13 protein-coding genes are annotated in these 17,923 nt (G+C 49.8%); 12 read left to right on the top strand and 1 reads right to left on the bottom strand.

Annotated features, from left to right (window positions below; genetic code table 11):
* Positions 1–68 precede the first annotated feature (68 nt).
* The 6 genes from LOY52_RS18835 to LOY52_RS18810 all read left to right on the top strand — a co-directional run bounded on the left by LOY52_RS18835 (position 69) and on the right by LOY52_RS18810 (position 9,837).
* Positions 69–899: an ABC transporter permease gene (locus LOY52_RS18835; RefSeq protein ID WP_258675582.1), complete on the top strand. Its 831-nt coding sequence runs from the start codon at positions 69–71 to the stop codon at positions 897–899.
* Between the two features lie 44 nt (positions 900–943).
* A complete protein-coding gene (locus LOY52_RS18830; protein ID WP_258675581.1) occupies positions 944–4,432 on the top strand; it encodes a glycosyltransferase in 3,489 nt (1,162 codons plus the stop codon).
* Positions 4,429–5,373 carry an NAD-dependent epimerase/dehydratase family protein gene (locus tag LOY52_RS18825; RefSeq protein WP_258675580.1) on the top strand — a complete coding sequence of 315 codons (945 nt, stop codon included), beginning with the start codon at positions 4,429–4,431 and terminating at the stop codon, positions 5,371–5,373. Before LOY52_RS18830 ends, LOY52_RS18825 begins: the two co-directional genes overlap by 4 nt.
* On the top strand, positions 5,373–6,416 hold the full coding sequence (locus tag LOY52_RS18820) for a glycosyltransferase (protein WP_258675579.1): 1,044 nt from the start codon (positions 5,373–5,375) through the stop codon (positions 6,414–6,416). The genes LOY52_RS18825 and LOY52_RS18820 overlap by 1 nt, the downstream gene beginning before the upstream one ends.
* A 92-nt stretch (positions 6,417–6,508) precedes the next feature.
* Positions 6,509–7,843 carry an ABC transporter ATP-binding protein gene (locus tag LOY52_RS18815; RefSeq protein ID WP_408980443.1) on the top strand — a complete coding sequence of 445 codons (1,335 nt, stop codon included), beginning with the start codon at positions 6,509–6,511 and terminating at the stop codon, positions 7,841–7,843.
* The gene (locus LOY52_RS18810; protein ID WP_258675578.1) at positions 7,840–9,837 is read left to right on the top strand and encodes a bifunctional 2-polyprenyl-6-hydroxyphenol methylase/3-demethylubiquinol 3-O-methyltransferase UbiG; all 1,998 of its coding nucleotides are present in this window, start codon (positions 7,840–7,842) and stop codon (positions 9,835–9,837) included. Before LOY52_RS18815 ends, LOY52_RS18810 begins: the two co-directional genes overlap by 4 nt.
* A gap of 138 nt (positions 9,838–9,975) precedes the next feature.
* On the opposite strand, the gene LOY52_RS18805 is transcribed toward LOY52_RS18810, so the two are convergent.
* Positions 9,976–10,158 carry a hypothetical protein gene (locus LOY52_RS18805; RefSeq protein ID WP_258675577.1) on the bottom strand — a complete coding sequence of 61 codons (183 nt, stop codon included), beginning with the start codon at positions 10,156–10,158 and terminating at the stop codon, positions 9,976–9,978.
* A gap of 78 nt (positions 10,159–10,236) precedes the next feature.
* Here LOY52_RS18805 and LOY52_RS18800 point away from each other — a divergent pair, with 78 nt between their 5' ends.
* Genes LOY52_RS18800 through LOY52_RS18775 form a run of 6 tightly spaced genes read left to right on the top strand, consistent with a single transcriptional unit; the run spans position 10,237 to position 17,896 of the window.
* A complete protein-coding gene (locus LOY52_RS18800; RefSeq protein WP_258675576.1) occupies positions 10,237–11,658 on the top strand; it encodes a UbiA family prenyltransferase in 1,422 nt (473 codons plus the stop codon).
* Entirely contained in the window at positions 11,655–12,971 is a 1,317-nt protein-coding gene (locus tag LOY52_RS18795) for an FAD-binding oxidoreductase (RefSeq protein WP_258675575.1), read from the top strand. Before LOY52_RS18800 ends, LOY52_RS18795 begins: the two co-directional genes overlap by 4 nt.
* Positions 12,968–13,708, top strand: a complete 741-nt coding sequence (locus LOY52_RS18790; protein ID WP_258675574.1) for an SDR family oxidoreductase — start codon at positions 12,968–12,970, stop codon at positions 13,706–13,708. The genes LOY52_RS18795 and LOY52_RS18790 overlap by 4 nt, the downstream gene beginning before the upstream one ends.
* A gap of 23 nt (positions 13,709–13,731) precedes the next feature.
* Complete coding sequence (locus LOY52_RS18785) at positions 13,732–15,660, top strand: hypothetical protein (RefSeq protein WP_258675573.1); 1,929 nt, start codon at positions 13,732–13,734, stop codon at positions 15,658–15,660.
* Positions 15,657–16,607 carry an NAD(P)-dependent oxidoreductase gene (locus tag LOY52_RS18780; protein WP_258675572.1) on the top strand — a complete coding sequence of 317 codons (951 nt, stop codon included), beginning with the start codon at positions 15,657–15,659 and terminating at the stop codon, positions 16,605–16,607. Before LOY52_RS18785 ends, LOY52_RS18780 begins: the two co-directional genes overlap by 4 nt.
* A 2-nt stretch (positions 16,608–16,609) precedes the next feature.
* Entirely contained in the window at positions 16,610–17,896 is a 1,287-nt protein-coding gene (locus LOY52_RS18775) for an NAD(P)/FAD-dependent oxidoreductase (protein WP_258675571.1), read from the top strand.
* The last annotated feature ends 27 nt before the right edge of the window (positions 17,897–17,923 follow it).

Raw genomic sequence — 17,923 nt, 5'->3', positions numbered from 1 at the left:
GGCTTTCGCATACGTAATACCAGGATGATGCTCTTCATTTCAAACTTCGCTTTTCCTCGGATTCGCTAATGAACCCCCATACACCGTCACCTTCCAGCATGTTCGATATGGTCCGCACCTTTTGGGAGCGCCGATCCATTATCCAAAAAATGACAGTCCGAGAGGTCATCGGTAGATACCGCGGTTCGGTCATGGGCCTGGCGTGGTCCTTTTTCAACCCGATTTTACTACTGGTTGTTTACACATTTATTTTTGGCGTGATTTTCAAGTCTCGTTGGGGTAATACGGAGACTCATGACACAGGTGAGTTCGCTATCATTATCTTTTCGGGGATGATTGTGCATGGACTATTTGCAGAATGTTTCAATCGCGCGCCCAGTCAAATTGTCGGTAATCCCAACTATGTCAAAAAAATTATTTTCCCTTTAGAAATCCTGCCATGGATTTCGATGGGGGCTGCGCTGTTTCACACAGCCATCAGTTGGTTTGTTTTGCTGGTAGCAGAGTTGTTGCTGAAGGGGTCGATTCCCTGGACAGCCATATTATTTCCGGTCGTGTTGTTTCCTCTGGTGTTACTCACCATGGGGTTTTCTTGGTTTCTGGCTGCAACTGGCGTCTACTTTCGGGATATTTCCCAACTCACGGGTATCATCACTACCGTTCTGATGTTTTTGTCACCGATGTTTTACCCTATGACCGCCGTATCCGAACAATATAGATATCTTCTTTACCTGAATCCGTTGACCTTCATTATCGAAACATCCCGGGGGGTTTTGATCTGGGGAACTTTGCCTTCGATCGTTCCACTGGCTAGCTATTATTTATTGAGCATCGTCGTCGCGTGGGCAGGCTTTTGGTGGTTCCAAAAAACCCGTAAAGGTTTTGCCGACGTCCTTTAAGGATGAGCGAACCGTTCGATAAATGTATTCGTAGAGAACATTCCATGAAACGACTCCTCAAAACGCTCCCATCCAGATTGGGAAAAAAACTTGAGCAGCGGCGATGGCAAGCTGCGTTGGAGACGAGCGCACTGTTCAACGCCCCTTGGTATCTAGCACAAAATGCCGATGTGGCCGCCGCGGGAGTTGATCCGCTTCGACACTACCTGAGTGTCGGCTGGAGAGAGATGCGTGATCCCTGCGCGGAGTTCGATGGGACTTACTATCTCACCCGTTATCCGGATGTGGCCGCTTTGGGCGTTCCTCCGTTAGTGCACTACTGGCTGCATGGGCGTCATGAGGGCCGCCATCTCAATCCGTCACTGGATCTGGAATGGATAAACGCCAAGCATCTTGCAGAGCAAAAGGATGTGGATACAACCGCGTCGATCCTTTCATCGACTGCGTCAAACCTGGTTCCCTACATCAGTGTGATCATTCCGACCTATAACAGACTGCGCCTGTTGCCCACGGTAATCGAGGCATGGCGTATTGTTGATAGGCATACTGATTTTCCGTATGAGATTATTTTTTCGGATGATGGCTCGGAAGATGGCAGTGTCGAATTTCTTGAGCAGGTCTCCAATCTTCCGATCAGGGTTCTGAAAAACGATCACGGTGGTGCATCGAAAGCGAGAAATGCTGCCATACGCGCCGCCGCAGGCGAGCGCTTGCTCATAATTGGCGATGATATTTTCCCCGCACCGGATCTTTTGAATGTCCACGCAAATCTGGCAAAGCGACTGGGTCGCAATGTTGCAACGCTTGGCGTTGTTGATTGGGCTTCTGATCTGACGGTCAACCACTTGATGGAGCACATTACTGAAATCGGTAATGAGCAATTTAGTTATAACCGGTTGCCGGACGAGTCCTTTGTGGATTTTAGGCACTTTTATACTTGTAATATTTGTATTGATCGGGAGCTCGTTGCCTCTCAGGAAACGATTTTTGATGGCCGTTTTGATCAATACGGATTTGAAGATATCGAGTTGGGATATCGCCTTTCTTTGCAGGGTATGAAGATTTACTACAGTACCAGTGCCAAGGGCGATCATTATCATCCGTACGTTGTGGAAGGTTTCTGCAAGCGCCAGATCTGTGCCGGTCGTATGGCGGTGGTTTTTCGAGACGCTCACCCGGGCGTAGGTAGAATACTCGGGATCGATACGCTCGCGGAGGCATTGAAGAACTCCAAAACGGAGCGTCAGGGGGTAAGCCAGGCAGAGTGGCAGGCGAGGCTGGATAGGCTCGTTGAGCGTTGCAATTATCTTGAAAGCTTAATCCAGAAAAATGGAAAGAAAGCCAGAAAGGTGGTCGGCGCTTATTTGAGTTTTATTTATACGACACTGTTTCGGGCGATGTACGAATATGGCGTCCTGCAAAGAATTTCGGGTAGTGACCAAGTTTTGGCCTTGGCAATGTCGCGACATTTTGGCCCGATCTGGAATAGCTACTGGACGCAGTTGGAAGCGAACAAATCAGAGTCGCTGGAGTTCGATGACCAGTTGACGTCCAACTTATTTGCCGCTCATATCAGTCACGATGCCTCAGAGTTGCTCCAGCCTCAAATGCAGCGCCAGGCGTTCGATGAACTAGAGATGCTGTTTGTTTTGTCCAATCAGCCAAGTGCTGATAACAACACGCGTGTTCGTCTCCAACGACAGGCTGGCCGGGCGCTCTACTACCTTGCCAAGGATCCACGTTATCTTTTCAGACGTCTACATGAGGCCGTGAAGCGTCGTACCGCCGCACCGCAAGTGAAGGTCCAAGATTTTCCAGCATCAGGCTCACGGGTTTCGTTGCGTTTGATCGTAAACCGCAACAATACGCAGTCTGAGCAAATTATCGAGCGTTTTCGGGGCATTATGGGCGCCGACGCCTCGGTATCCTGGCTTGAAAATGACGGAAAGTTGTCTGCTGAAAAAGTTGATAGTGACGATACGGCGCAGGAGTTCTGTTATTTTTGGCCCAATACCCTCGCCGATTTTCCGCACCGCGACCATCTGATCGGAGCTTGGCTCGCACTTGTCGAAAATGCTTGCGACGTCGTGCTGCTTTCCTATGACCTGCGCAATGACGGTAACGTTAGTTATGGGCAGCTGCGCAATCAGATGGTGTTCTCGCGGGCCATTAGCAGCAATATTCTGCGCGAGGACCTGAAGGGCGTGGAGTTTTGCGGAAAGCTGTATCGAACTGAGTGCAGGCATGTCAGTGCGGATAACATTTCATCCGTTTCTAAGCTTCTAGGTAGAGACGTACAGTTCAATGAGCATAACTCCTGGTTTCAGACCAGCCAATTCAAACAACGATCAGCCGGTCATTTTTTACCCGCGCTGATAAAGTCACCAAAGAATCGCCCGCTTGTTTTCGTGTTCCCGGTATTTGTTGCGGTGGGTGGGGTGGAGCGTAATACGGTCGAAGTCATCCGACGACTCAAGGATTCCTATGACTTTGTAATCGTCACGATGGAGCGTTTGCGCCATGAACAGGGTAGCTTGGCCAGTCAGTTCCAGGATGCGGGTGCGAGAGTAATCGAGATGTCGGAAATTGCGCCGCACTCCGAGTATTTGCGTATTCTCCTGCGCTTGAAAAACTGGCTGGCGCCGGATTTGGTATGGATTTGCAACGGTTCGCCATGGCTTTGCGATAACGCATTGAACCTGCGAGCGCTATTTCGCGATATTCCAATCGTCGATCAAGAAGTATATGACGCCAAGGAAGGATGGATTAATCGTTACCATGAACCTGGTATTCGTTCCTTTGATCGGTTCATAGCAATCAATCAAAAGATTCGTCAGCGTTTCGTGGGCGATTTGAACATTCCCACGAGTAAGGTTGATTTGATTTATTCGGCAGTCGATATTCAGCGGATAATCGATTTCAAGGCGACGCAGAGCACCCCCGAGGCTGTCCGACTAAAGTTGGGACTGCCGGCAAGCAGTAAGCTGTTTACATTTGTCGGGCGCCTGACTGATCAGAAACGCCCTGTTGAGTTCCTGAAGATTGCGAAGTCACGCCAGGGATATCCGGACGAATTCTACGTTCTTGTCGGTGATGGGGAACTTGCGAAAGAGTGCGTTGATTTCATCCGGCGAGAAAAGCTCGATAATGTCATGCGTATTCCGTACGTCGAAAATACACTTGAACTTGCCAGTGTAACGGAAGGCTTGATCATCACATCGGCATACGAAGGTCTGCCAATTGCAATGATTGAGGTGTTGAACTTTGCTGTTCCTGTTTTTGCCACGGATACAGGTGATATTCAGAATGTCCTGGACGATTATGCTGGCGGGCGAACTATCCCGGTAGAGCTTGGCGGCGAATCGCGCGACATCGCATATGCAGAATGGATAGCATCGTTGGCCCAATACAAGGCATCACTGCTGGCTTTTGAAAATGATATTTTGCAGCGATTCTCTAGCGCTGAGATCGCCAATCAGTACATCGATTGCTTCAATAAAGCCAGTCTAGGTTATGAAGAGGCTGCGTCATGAGGAAGGTTGTTCTGATCGGCGGTGGCGGTTTTATTGGGCAGCACGTTGCTCATCACTTATTAAAAGATGGCCTGAAGGTTGATATGTTGTGTCGCAACAGCCATTCCGAATCTGACGCCGTCACTAAGAATCTGGATGTTCACTATGGCGATTATGCTGATCGTGAGCTGTTGCGGAAAGTCTTATCAGGGGCACACGCGGTAGTTCATCTGGCTCATGACAGTTTGCAACTGAACCAGGCCTGCGATATGGCGGATGAGTATCAGCGCAATATCGCACCCGCTATCCAGTTGATGGAGGAGTGTATTGCTGCTGGCGTTGCCCGATTCATATTTGTTTCTTCCGGTGGCACAGTCTACGGCAATCCGGATTCCAGAAGCCCGCTAAGAGAAGACGCGGCAGCACAGCCCATTTCTCTCTACGGGACCTCTAAGCTCTGTATTGAGCATATGGTGCACTTGTACTGCCGGCAGCGTGGTTTGCCGGGTATCGTTGTGCGCCCGGCAAACGCCTACGGCCCTGGCCAGATTCCTTTCAAGGGGCAAGGCTTGGTGGCGACGGCGTTTGCGTCTGCTCTGCAGGGCAAATCCATTACGATTTTTGGTGATGGCGGGGCAGTACGTGATTATGTGCACGTCAATGATATTGCCTGTGCAATTATCGGGCTTCTCGAAGCTGGCCAGATTGGCGAAGTTTACAATGTGGGTAGCGGAGTAGGGACTTCGGTTCTGCAGCTCGTTGAAGAGCATGTTTTGCCGATTGTCAGAAGCGCGGGGTACAATCTGCAGTTGGAAAGAAGGGACGCGCGCGCGATTGACGTTGCTTACAACGTGCTTGATGTAGAAAAGCTGAGTCGCTGCATTCATTTTTCACCCATTACTCTAGCTGCAGGCTTGCCTGGCAGTTGGGACTGGGTTCAGAACCATCTGAGTCGTAACTGATGACCAAGATTTCGGTAGTAATTCCAAGTTATAACCACCGCCACTATATTGAAAAGGCTGTCGATAGCGTTTTAAATCAAAGTGAGCACGATCTTGAGCTTATCGTTATCGATGATGGATCGACAGACGACTCGTTGTCTTATCTGCGGCAGATCAGTGACTCGCGATTCAAGCTTGTTGAACAGAAAAATGCGGGGGCACATAACGCAATCAATCGAGGGTTGGCGCTTGCTCAAGGTGAGTATCTGGCCATCCTAAACTCCGATGATATTTTTCATCCCGATAGGTTGAAGCGTTGCATCGAAGCACTTCTGCGTGAAAATGCTGACCTGGTTACCACGTGGATCGAGGTTATCAATGCCGATGGTAAGCCATTAGGCGTCAAGGAAGCATGGAAAAACATGCTGCCTTGGTCGATCCCGGATATGGAGAAATCATTTTCAGCGACAGACGATTTTTCCTTGAATTTGATCGTGTCAAACTTTGTATCGACCACTAGTAATATAGTATTCACCCGCAAGCTTTACGAAAAAGTTGGCGGTATGCGCAATCTCAGATTTGCCCACGACTGGGATTTTATGTTTCGTGCTGCTGAAACGTCGAAGTGCGTCCTTTTGCCTGAAGCGCTTATGCAATACCGGATTCACGGGAGTAACACCATCTCTTCAAATCGAGCATGGATGCTGTTTGAGATCTGTTGGGTGATGGCAACTGGAATGCGGCGTTTTGAACGTGATTTGTTTTATAAGGGATCGAGCGTCGAGAGTTGGCTGGTCGACGTCCACCGATTGCATAATTCGGTGAATCTCCAAGGTAACGACAAAGTTTATTGGATGATTCAGCAGTTTATCAGCTCGCAGGAAGCCAAGGGTGTAATGGAGCCAGAGCTACTTCTGCTGGATAGCGCCGAGCTTCGCGCCGGCTTCATTGAATATATTGTGATTGAGCAGCCTCTCGCGGAGCCCGTCAGTGTTGCCGGAGTCCAGCGAATGTCATTGTTTTCGCTGTTGAAAATGTGGCTCAGGCAATACATCAAGGCGTAACCGAGTCGTGAGGAGCCAGTTTTTGAGCGGCTCTAGGAACGATTGTTTGATTGAGCGTGGTGTTGCCGCTCCCGAAATATATAGGCTGTGTAATGTCATCAGATAGCGCGATCATCATTTCAGATATTAGCAAGTGTTACCATATTTACGACAATCCTCAGGATCGTCTGAAACAGATGATCTTTCGTGGGCGGCAGAACCTGTTCAGAGAGTTTTGGGCGCTGAAGAACATTTCTTTCGAAGTGCCTCGTGGTGAGACAGTCGGCATTGTCGGAAGAAACGGTTCTGGCAAGTCGACGTTGCTTCAAATTATCGCCGGTACACTGACACCTACCAACGGCTCCGTCGCCAGTCATGGTCGAGTCGCGGCGCTGCTTGAGCTAGGCTCCGGATTCAATGCCGAATTCACTGGCCGCGAAAATGTTTACATGAACGCCGCGCTGCTGGGATTGAGTCAGGAAGAGATCGATAATCGCTTTGACAGCATTGCCGCTTTTGCGGATATCGGTCATTTTATTGATCAGCCCGTTAAGACTTATTCCAGTGGCATGCTGGTGCGACTAGCTTTCGCAGTTCAGGCACAAATTGATCCTGAGATTCTGATTGTCGACGAAGCACTGGCAGTAGGCGACGCAAAGTTTCAGGCGAAATGTTTTGATCGACTTAAAAGATTAAAAGACAACGGCACTAGTATTTTGCTTGTGACACACAGTAGTGAGCAGGTAGTGACGCATTGCTCAAGTGCCGTGCTGCTTGATCAAGGTCATATGGTTCAGCAAGGTAACCCGCGAGACGTTATCAATAGTTACTTGGATTTGCTGTTTGGCCGGGAACAGAAGAAAAAAGTAGAACTACCATCGCCTTCTGAAGATGTAGTGGACGTTGAGTCCGAACTCAGCGAAGCCGAGCCCGTTCCGATGGACACTACTCAGCTATCGTTTGATGTAGACAGCTTTAGCAAGCGTCCACTTTATAATTCTTACGAATATCGCTGGGGAGATGGCAGCGCTCAGATAACTGATTTTTCGTTTTTCAGTGAAGGAGTGGAGTTTCCGGCGCTAATAAGCAATGGTTCTCAGGTCAATTTGAAAGTTGCAATAAAAATTATCCAGCCGTTGATGCGGCCGATCCTCGGCATGACGATAAAAACCAAAGATGGTGTTACCCTTTTTGGCAGCAACTCTGAGCTTCTACAATGTGATGGTGTTCAGACCGTTTACGAAGGGGGTAAGACGCTCACCGCGGACATCTCTTTCAACTGTAATCTGGGTGACGGCGATTTTTTCATATCGCTAGGTCTTGCAACTCGTGAGGGTGAGGAAATCGTCCCGCACGACCGACGTTATGACTCAATCCACTTTGCAGTCAAAACTGACTCTCGTTTTTTTGGACTTACAAATTTGAACATGGGGATGAGTATTAAATGAGCCATTCATCTCTTGATCTCGCCGAACTGGGATATGCATTTCAGGCTGAACAGCGAATCTGGGCACGCACAACACCGGCGCCCTTTAATTACAGTGATGGCGATGGAACCGAAAATAAGCTGTATCGGATTATCCACGAAGCATCCGACGTTTCTATTTTTTCCAAAGAGCTGCGTAACGCGTGTAATGACTGGCCCACGCGCTATCATTTGAGCGCTTCGCGGGGAAATCTATTACGACCATTGTCGCAGCGTCTTAAGGGCGATGTGCTTGAGATCGGTGCTGGATGTGGTGCCATTACCCGTTTTCTGGGCGAAAATGGTGGCAATATCATCGCAATCGAAGGTAGCAGTCGTCGTGCAATGATCGCTGCCGAGCGCACGCGGGACCTGCCGAATGTCACAGTGATAAACGATCACTTTGATCTGTTCGAGACAGAAGTACGCTTTGACGTGATCACATTGATTGGTGTTCTGGAATATTCCGGGGTTTATGGCGCGGGCGCAGATCCGGTTCAGTCTATGCTTATGGCGGCCAGAAAGTTGCTCAAGCCTGAAGGGATACTTGTTGTCGCTATTGAAAACCAGTTGGGGCTTAAATACTTCGCAGGAGCGCCGGAAGATCATCTAAGTGTTCCGATGGTAGGTATTCAGGGTCTATACCAGCGGCCTGGTGTTGAAACATTTGGTCGCGTAGAGCTCTCCAACCGATTTCTCCAGGCGGGTTTTCAGCGCATTGAGCTGGCACTCCCGCTTCCGGATTACAAATTGCCATCCAGCGTCGTATTGCCTGCTGCCAGTGCAGAAAATTCTTCCTTCAATGGCTCGGTGCTTGCTGCTCAGACCGCGTCTCGGGACGCACAAACCTCATCCGAATACCTGAACTTTTCACTTGAATGTGTATGGCCAGTTATCGCACAGAATGGCCTGTTTCCTGATATGGCGAACTCCTTCTTGTTCGCCGTATCACCTGCTGCGAATAGTGATGAGCCCATCTTTGATAACCAAACCCTGGCCATTCATTATTCAAGCGAGCGGCAGGCGGCTTTCTGCAAGTTTGCGGAATTCAAACAGATGGGCGAGGTGGTCAGTGTGTTGCATCAGCGTCTATGTCCTGATGCGATAGCTGTGGGTTCAGAAGATGAATACCAGCATGTTTTGCCAGCAGAGGCCTTCTCCTCCGGCCAGGCGATGAGTGCTGAATTTGTCCGTATCGTCCAGACGCCGGGTTGGACGGCGAAACAGATTGCCCGGTTTCTCTCCACTTACCTGAACATCGTGCGCCAGTCGGCCGGTCTGGAGCCGGAAGGGTCTGAACTCGATCTTTTCGTCAAAGTATCAGGTAAGTTACTGGACACCATTCCTCAGAACATTATCCTGTCTGACGTCGCTCCTGCGATTATCGATCAGGAGTGGTCAGTAAAAGGTGATATCTCGCTGGGCTATCTGGCCTATCGATCACTGACTACTCTGGTACGGATGATTTCCAGTTTTGCTGTGCCTGCCGATATGCGTCTGTTGAATCAAGGGCAATTGTTTTGTGTGGTTTTTGCTCATCTTGGAGTCGATTTTACCGAATCCATGTTTGAGGAGTACTCCCTCCGGGAGGCCCAATTCATGACTTTTGTCTCGGGCGAAAAAAACGAAGCGGTCAAATACACTGATTGGTCGGCACATCAATTACCAACTTTTCTTGATCGATCACGCTCTCTGACGCAACCTTTGGTTGAGTTTGTCGGCCAGCTACAGGATTTGTCCGACACCTATCTGGCTCAGATCAAATGGCTTGAGGGACAAAATGACTCGCGACGCGAGCAGATTGATCACCTTAATCAGTTAGTTGGCCAGATTCAGGCGCAAATGCAGGCTTCGTCAGTCGAAAGTGAAAACAAGCTTCTGGCCCTGGCAAAAGAGCTTGAATCAATAAAAAAATCGAAAAGCTGGAATTTGATTTGCCGTTTACGTTCTATTCGACGCCTTTTTTCGAGAGGTTGACATAGAGATCAACTGCTCTGACAGGCAATGCGCATACGGTGTAGACGACGATCGGCTTTTGCCGCGATGTGTGTTGCCAGTCAGGTCTTGCTCGGTCCCTGGCCTGCGTGTCCTCGCATAAATGTCTGGTGGATTGATTTACCAACTGTTTTCGTCCTTTTTTGTGATCTTTGCAGCCTTGGCGCTTTGGGCCGGCGCCGCTCGCTGCGGGCCGTTCTGCAGTTGTTGCCCTCTCGAATCCGTGAAAAAAGTCATCTCTTGTGTTAATTTCTCCGCCCAAATGATTGGCAGACGGCGAATTGATTTGCTTTGGTTGTTCATCAGTGGCTGATGGGGGTCTCTAGCTCAAGATCGCTTTAAAACAGGCACAACCAGAGTCGCACTCAAGGAAGTTAAAGCTTGAATACCCCCCTCGTTGTCGATCTCGACGGCACCCTATTGCGCTCGGATTTACTCTTGGAAACCGGGATGGCCTTTGTTCGCCACCGACCTCTCAAGGCTCTCCGACTGTTCAAATGGCTTGTAAAGGGCAAGGCTACGCTCAAAGCTAATCTTGCTCGCGCGGTAGACATTGATGTCACCGTTTTGCCTTATGACCCCGCGGTTCTTGATCTTGTTAATTCAGCGCGAAATTCCGGGCGAAAGGTAGTCTTGGCGACGGCCAGCCACATTTCCCTGGCCGAACGTATTGCTGAGCATCTGGGTATTTTCGATCAGGTGCTCGCCTCCGACGAAAAGGTCAATCTGTCATCCCATCGAAAGCGAGATTTGCTGGTCGAGCATTTTGGTGTGAAAGGCTTTGACTATGTAGGGAACTCTTCGGACGACTTGTCTGTGTGGGAAGTGTCGCGTGACGCTTATGTCGTTAACCCTGAGCGCGGGGTGGAGCGGCGTGCTCAGGCAATAGGTAACGTCAAGGAGGTAATGCTCTCCAACGTGGCCGGCGTCAAAGACTGGCGCAAAGCGTTGCGGCTACATCAGTGGATGAAAAATATCCTTATTTTTGTACCGCTATTGGCTGCACACCAGTTGGGTAATTATTTATTGATCTGGCAGGGAGTCATGGCCTTTTTGTTTTTTGGCCTTTGCGCTTCCAGCGTCTATCTTCTCAATGATTTATTGGATCTGGCGGATGACAGGCACCATGGAACCAAGAGGTTTCGACCTTTTGCGTCCGGTCGCTTGAGCATCGGTTCCGGGATTATGGTGTTTCCGTTACTGTTGACCGGCGCCTTTGCCGGCGCCGCGTTGTTTTTACCTTGGGCGTTTGTTGCCACATTGGTTGCCTATTACATCCTCACATTTGCTTATTCGCTCTGGCTGAAGCGGCAAATGGCGGTGGACGTAATCGCATTGGCAGCACTTTATACTTTACGCATTATCGCAGGCGCGGCGGCTTTCGGTCTGGAGCTTACCTTCTGGATTCTGGCGTTTTCCATGTTCATGTTTCTTAGTCTTGCACTGGTCAAGCGCTACGCGGAGCTTGGAGAAGCCAGGCGCAAAGGTCTTACCCAGAAAACCCGCGGTCGTGGATATTACCCGGGCGATCTAGAGATGATCTCTTCATTGGGAGCATCATCCGGTTACCTCGCGGTAATGGTTTTGGCTCTTTATATCCATGATCAGGCCACTACCAGTTTATATGCTCATCCGCAAATCATCTGGCTAGCTTGCCCGCTCTTGCTGTTCTGGGTGACGCGAGTCTGGATGCTGACGCATCGTGGTCAGATGCATGATGACCCGGTTGTATTCGCCATACGGGATCGCGTCAGTCTGATGGTAGGCGCATTGTTCTGCCTCGTTTTCTGGGCGGCAGCATGAGTGCCTCGTACCATTCCTGGGGGCGTTATCCTTATGAGCGGCTGACTGGCGAGGCTTGTCAGTGGCAGAGTGATTTGCCTGTTGCACTTCGGCGCATCGTGGATACCCACGGCACGACACTGCCTTTTGGTAACGGTCGCAGTTACGGCGACAGCTGTATGGCTGCGAGCGGGCACGTGCTCTGCATGCGGACGTTGGACCGATTTATCGAGGTTGACTGGGCAGCGGGGATCATTCGCGCAGAGGCGGGAGTGACGTTGGCGGAAATTCTATCGCTTGCCATTCCGCGAGGATGGTTTCTAGCAGTGACACCGGGCACCAAGTTCGTGACTCTGGGGGGCGCAATTGCCAATGACGTGCATGGAAAAAACCACCACGCCCGCGGCACATTCGGAAACCACGTCAGGTGTTTTGGTCTGGTGCGCAATTGCCAGGAACCTGTTGTCTGCTCTCCCTCGCAGAATGCCGATTTGTTCGCAGCAACCATAGGCGGGTTAGGGCTAACAGGGATTGTGAACTGGGCCGAGATTCAGCTGATCCCGATACAATCCAGTCAAATTGATTGTTCGGTCGTTCGCTTCGACAATCTGGGAGAGTTCTTTTCCCTTTCTTCCGAGTTGGATCCACAGCATGAATACAGCGTTGCGTGGATTGATTGTCTGGCTAAAGGTGGTCAAACCGGACGCGGCGTATTTATTGTCGGTGATCACGCCGAATACGGCAGTCTTGAGGCTGAAACTCGCTCCAGGCTTATGGTGCCGGTAGCGCCCCCGGTTTCGCTCATTAACCGACTCAGCTTGAAGGCTTTCAACGAAACGTACTGGCGGGTACATCCGGCAGCTCTTACCCGTAAACGAGTCAACTACGAACCGTTTTTTTATCCATTGGATCGAATTCTCCACTGGAATCGAATCTATGGTCGTAAAGGGTTTCAGCAATATCAGTGTGTCATTCCTGATGTCGAGGCAGAGTCGGCTACGCGTGAACTGCTAAAGAACATCGCGGATTCGGGACAAGGTTCGTTTTTGGCAGTGCTTAAACGTTGCGGAGATATCTCATCTCCCGGTTTGCTGTCTTTTCCTCGTCCAGGCACTTCATTAGCACTGGATTTTCCGCAGAACTCGAGGCTTGAGAAAGACTTGTTTTCCCGTCTTGACTGCATCGTCAGAGAGGCCGGCGGCCGCCTGTATCCCGCTAAAGATGCGCACATGCTAGGTAGTGACTTCCGTCGGTTTTATCCGGCGTGGGAGAAGCTGGAAGCTCTACGAGACCCGTCCCTGAATTCCCTCTTTTGGAGAAGAGTTACAGCATGAAACGTGTTTTGATTATCGGAGCGACATCTGCGATCGCCAATGCCTGTGCCCGGCTGTGGGCAGAAGAAGGCAGCGAGTTTTTTCTGGTTGCGCGCAACGCGGAAAAACTGGAACAGGCTGCAGCAGATCTGCGGGCGCGCGGTGCCAAGTCAGTAACCACCTGTACGTTGGATTTAGCCCATTTGGAGGAACACTCGACTCTGGTTGAAAGTTGCGTTCAGTCTTTGCGACAAATCGATATAGCGCTGATTGCTCATGGCACGCTGCCTGATCAGAAGGCGTGCGAGCAAGATGTGAATGTTGCTTTGAAAGAGTTCGCTAATAACGGCACTTCGGTGATCAGCCTTTTAACGTTGTTGGCAAATCAGTTCGAGCGCCAACGTTGCGGCAGCATGGCGATCATTTCGTCCGTTGCCGGAGATAGGGGGCGCCCGTCAAACTACGTTTATGGCACTGCAAAAGCAGCGGTCTCCACGTTTTGTGAAGGTTTGCAGGCGCGTATGTTCAAGCTTGGCGTTCACGTGATGACGATCAAACCGGGTTTTGTTGATACGCCGATGACTCAAGGTCTCAAGTTACCAGGTCTCTTGCTTGCGAGGCCTGATGACGTGGCGCGATTGATTCTGAGTGGCTTACAGCGCAAAAAAGCGGTTCTTTACACGCCGCGTTTTTGGAGTTTAATCATGCTGATTATCAAACTTGTACCTAATTTCGTTTTTAAAAGAATAAATCTGTAAGCCAAACTCAGTAGGGGTGTGTGTTGAAACTGAATGTTTTTTTAAAGGAATGCATAACGATTGAGCTTGGGGTAAAGCTCGTCGCTTTGCTGGCGTTTGGTTTCGCTGCGTTTGTCGCGTTGTACTATTCCGGACAGCCACTGCTGGAACAGCATGCTTTCCGGCAGACGCAAACGGCGCTGACGTCGTATTGGTTCATAAAGGATGGTTTCAGTCTTGCTTATCTGACGCCCGTAGGCGGCGCGCCTTGGACCATTCCCTTTGAGTTTCCACTGTATCAATACATAGTTTCAGTCGTTTCCATGCTGACTGGCCTCGATCTGGGCTTGGTGGGGCGTGTCACGTCTTTTGTTTTTCTCGCATTGTGCGTTTTACCGGCCAAATCAATCTGCAAGAAATTGTCGATTGACAATGTAGTCCTGTGTGTCTTCGTCGCTTTGTTGTTTTCGACGCCGATCTACTTGTTTTGGGGTCGTACCTTCATGATGGAAACCGCTGCACTGTTTTTTGCAGTGGTAGCGGTAGATTACTTTGTGTCCTTTGTACGTACGCGTGCAAAACTGGATGCTGGCCTGTTTGTTTTTTTTATCGTGCTGTCGGTTCTGCAGAAGGCTACAACTGGTTTTGCGGTGTTGGCCGTTATGGCGTTCGTATTTCTTTTTTATGAGCTTCATAAAAATTCAGGCTTGATGAAGTCCATCACCCCTCAGAATATCTTCTGGTGTCTGGTGTTGTTCGCAGTGCCACTGGCGATAGGGTATGGCTGGACGCGTTACACAGATATTGTAAAAGTCAGAAGTGAATTTGGCACCAGCATTACTTCTGCTGCGCTGTCCAAGTGGAATTGGGGCACTTTTGATCAGCGCTTTTCTTCGAAGCTATACGAAGACGTCTTATGGGGACGAGTTTTAAAGGATAACTTTTCCGGATTTGTTGGTGTGCTGCTTGTGTTTGCAGCGCTGTTCTGGTCCCGCTCCGTAATGCTCAAGCGCGCAATCGGAGTGTCGTTGGTTTTGGGGCTTGCACCGTTTCTCATTTTTACCAATTTGCATTTGATACATAATTACTATCAAAGTGCCAATGTTCTGTTCCTGGTGTTTGCACTGGCACTGGCCGTTGGCGATCGCCTGCAAGCAAATCAGCAAGGCAGAGGATGGTTTTTTTGCATCTTCCTCGCGTTGATGATTAATAACTACATTGCATTCGCCAATGGTTATTTCGCAAATATAAAGGAAACCTACACCACGGGTAACTCCAAGGATCTAGGCATCGCCTCGGTGCTTAAACACAGCCTTCGCAGTGATCAGGCTTTTGTGGCATTCGGAAATGACTGGAGTTCTGCGCTCTCGTATTACTCGGAGCGTAAATCCTTCACCGTACCTAGTTGGTTCAAAGGTTACGACGCAGTTGTGAAAAATCCGTCGTCGTTCCTGGGGCAGGCGGAACTGGGCGGTGAAGTCATCTGCCCTGATGCCAGAAAGCCGCACGTGCAGCATCTAAGCACTCTCGTTGCTGATCCGCAGTGGAAGGTTTCAGAGGTCGCCGGCTGTTATGTGGCTGTGCAGAAACAACAGATCGGGCTGGATTACCCACGGGTAGACACACCTGATTGCGAGGGCAGCCTTGATTACGTCGGAACTGAGGGCGTAGAGGTCGAACACGCAGTGAGAGTACGCGGTTGGACCACCGTCTCCGGTAAAAACAACGTTTTGCCTGACGCCGTTTACGTGACATTAATAAACGCGGCCGGGGCTATTTCTTACCACGACGCAGTGCAGTTTCCGCGGGTTGACGTAGACGAGTACTTTGGGGTTCCAAATCTTGGCCCATCCGGTTTTGGCATGATGATCCCGTCACTTCCATCCGGAACCTATCACGTTGGCATTGCCAGGGTTGTAGACAAGCATCTGGAGTATTGCCAGTTCCAAAAAGATTTGCAGGTGGGTAAATGAACGCTATCAATTTAAACAGTCGAATCGTCATTCCGGGCGGGGCAGGTCTGGTCGGCCAGAACCTGGTCGCGCGGTTAAGGGCAAAGGGCTATACGGATATCACGGTATTCGATAAGCATAAGGCCAACCTGGCGATTTTGAAGCAGGTCCAGCCGGATGTGCGCGTTGAGTACGCTGACCTTGCAGAACCTGGTGATTGGCAAAAGAGTGTCACGGAAGCAGATGTGGTTGTGATGCTTCAGGCGCAAATTGGCGGGAACGATTATCAGGATTTCGTTCGTAACAATGTTGATGCCACCCGGTTGATCCTCGACGCTATCAAGTTGGGCAACTCACCCTATCTAGTGCACGTGAGCTCGTCTGTAGTGGAGTCTGTTGCGGACGACTTCTACACTCGGAGCAAGATAGAACAAGAGCGGATCGTGCTTGAGAGCGGCATTGCCTGTCCGGTACTACGACCAACCTTGATGTTTGGCTGGTTTGATCGCAAACACTTGGGTTGGTTATCCAGATTCATGAAGCGGGTTCCGGTGTTTCCCATTCCAGGTGATGGCCGATACATGCGCCAGCCGTTGTACGTTGGGGATTTCTGCAATGTAATCATGAGTTGCATTGAGGCGCGTCGTGGTGCGGGTATCTATAATATTTCCGGTCATGAAAAGATTGACTACGTGGATATTATTCGGCAAATCAAGAAAAGCACAGGCGCGAAGACAATTATCGCGCATATTCCGTACAGACTGTTCTACTTGTTGATTTGGTTATGGTCCCTGTTTGATAAAAATCCGCCGTTCACTACTCAACAGCTGGAAGCACTCAGTGCGAAAGATGAGTTTGAAGTAATCGACTGGCCCGGCATCTTCAACGTACCTTGTACGCCTTTTGCCGAGGCGATCAACGAAACATTCAATGACGCGGTCTACGGTAAAGTAATTCTGGAGTTTTAATCATGGGACAACGTATTGCAGTGTTGGGTGCAGGTCCCATGGGATTGGCTGTTGCCTATCAATTGGCACGAGACGGACATACTCCAATTGTGTTTGAGGCGGATGATCGCGTCGGTGGAATGACAGCGGCGTTTGATTTTTCAGGCCTCAGCATCGAGCGCTATTATCATTTTCATTGTATTTCCGACCATGACTTTTTGAATGTACTGGGTGAGCTTGGTCTGGCTGACAAAATGCGCTGGACCGAAACAAAGATGGGCTACTGGTATCAAAATCGCCTTCAGCCATGGGGTAATCCTGTGGCGCTGCTCAAGTTCCGAGGTTTGAGTCTGGTGGCGAAGGTCCGCTACGGCCTTCATGCTTTTCTTTGCACCAAGCGAAATGACTGGCACCCTCTCGATAATGTAGAGGCTACAGGCTGGATCAAGCGCTGGGTCGGAGCGGAGGCGTGGGAGGTACTTTGGCGTCGGCTGTTCGATTTCAAGTTTTACGAGTACACGGACAATCTTTCGGCTGCCTGGATCTGGAGTCGGATTAGACGTATCGGGCGTTCTCGTTACAGTTTGTTCCGGGAGAAGCTCGGCTATCTTGATGGCGGTTCCGAAACGCTTCTTCAGGCCATGAAGAAAGACATTGAGTCTAAGGGTGGGGAGTTTCGTCTGAGTTCGCCGGTAACCCGAGTCATCATGAACGGGAACAAGGTTCAGGGTGTTGAAGTTGCAGGGCAGGTTGAGCGATTCGACAAAGTGATCAGTACGATTCCTCTTCCTTATGTACCCAGGATAATGCCTGACTTGCCAAGTGATGTTCTGGCGAAATTTTCATCGCTGAAAAACGTCGCCGTGGTGTGCGTTATTGCGAAGTTGAAAAAAGCGTTGACAGAAAATTTCTGGCTGAATACCAATGACCCGGAGATGGATATTCCAGGTCTGGTTGAGTACACGAATCTGCGCCCGCTGGATCAGCATATTGTATATGTGCCTTTTTATATGCCCGGTGAAAATCCAAAATTTTCAGATTCCGATGCGGTTTTCATTGAAAAAGTCCGTACTTATTTGAAGAAGATCAATCCGCAACTTTCCGATTCTGATTTTATCGATGTGCGTGCAAGCCGCTATCGTTATGCTCAACCGATTTGCGATCCGGGCTATCTGAACCGTCTTCCACCGGTATCACTTCCAGTCGAGGGTTTGTGGGTGGCGGATACTTCGTACTACTACCCGGAAGACCGGGGTATTTCCGAAAGTATCGGCTTCGGCCGTAAAATGGCACGGGATGCAAGTCATTGATAAAGCAATTTGCTTCTCGTCAGTTTC

The sequence above is a fragment of the Pseudomonas sp. B21-051 genome (assembly GCF_024748795.1).
Lineage (GTDB): Bacteria > Pseudomonadota > Gammaproteobacteria > Pseudomonadales > Pseudomonadaceae > Aquipseudomonas > Aquipseudomonas putida_A.
Note: the sequence above shows the minus strand (reverse complement) of the source record. Positions and strands in the feature narration are given on the sequence as shown.

Bases quoted from the DNA above. Each gene is read 5' to 3' on its own strand.
- LOY52_RS18775 (WP_258675571.1), top strand. From the start codon at position 16,610: ATGGGACAACGTATTGCAGTGTTGGGTGCAGGTCCCATGGGATTGGCT.
- LOY52_RS18835 (WP_258675582.1), top strand. From the start codon at position 69: ATGAACCCCCATACACCGTCACCTTCCAGCATGTTCGATATGGTCCGC.
- LOY52_RS18795 (WP_258675575.1), top strand. From the start codon at position 11,655: ATGAGTGCCTCGTACCATTCCTGGGGGCGTTATCCTTATGAGCGGCTG.
- LOY52_RS18790 (WP_258675574.1), top strand. From the start codon at position 12,968: ATGAAACGTGTTTTGATTATCGGAGCGACATCTGCGATCGCCAATGCC.
- LOY52_RS18780 (WP_258675572.1), top strand. From the start codon at position 15,657: ATGAACGCTATCAATTTAAACAGTCGAATCGTCATTCCGGGCGGGGCA.
- LOY52_RS18820 (WP_258675579.1), top strand. From the start codon at position 5,373: ATGACCAAGATTTCGGTAGTAATTCCAAGTTATAACCACCGCCACTAT.
- LOY52_RS18830 (WP_258675581.1), top strand. From the start codon at position 944: ATGAAACGACTCCTCAAAACGCTCCCATCCAGATTGGGAAAAAAACTT.
- LOY52_RS18815 (WP_408980443.1), top strand. From the start codon at position 6,509: ATGTCATCAGATAGCGCGATCATCATTTCAGATATTAGCAAGTGTTAC.
- LOY52_RS18810 (WP_258675578.1), top strand. From the start codon at position 7,840: ATGAGCCATTCATCTCTTGATCTCGCCGAACTGGGATATGCATTTCAG.
- LOY52_RS18805 (WP_258675577.1), bottom strand. From the start codon at position 10,158: ATGAACAACCAAAGCAAATCAATTCGCCGTCTGCCAATCATTTGGGCG.
- LOY52_RS18825 (WP_258675580.1), top strand. From the start codon at position 4,429: ATGAGGAAGGTTGTTCTGATCGGCGGTGGCGGTTTTATTGGGCAGCAC.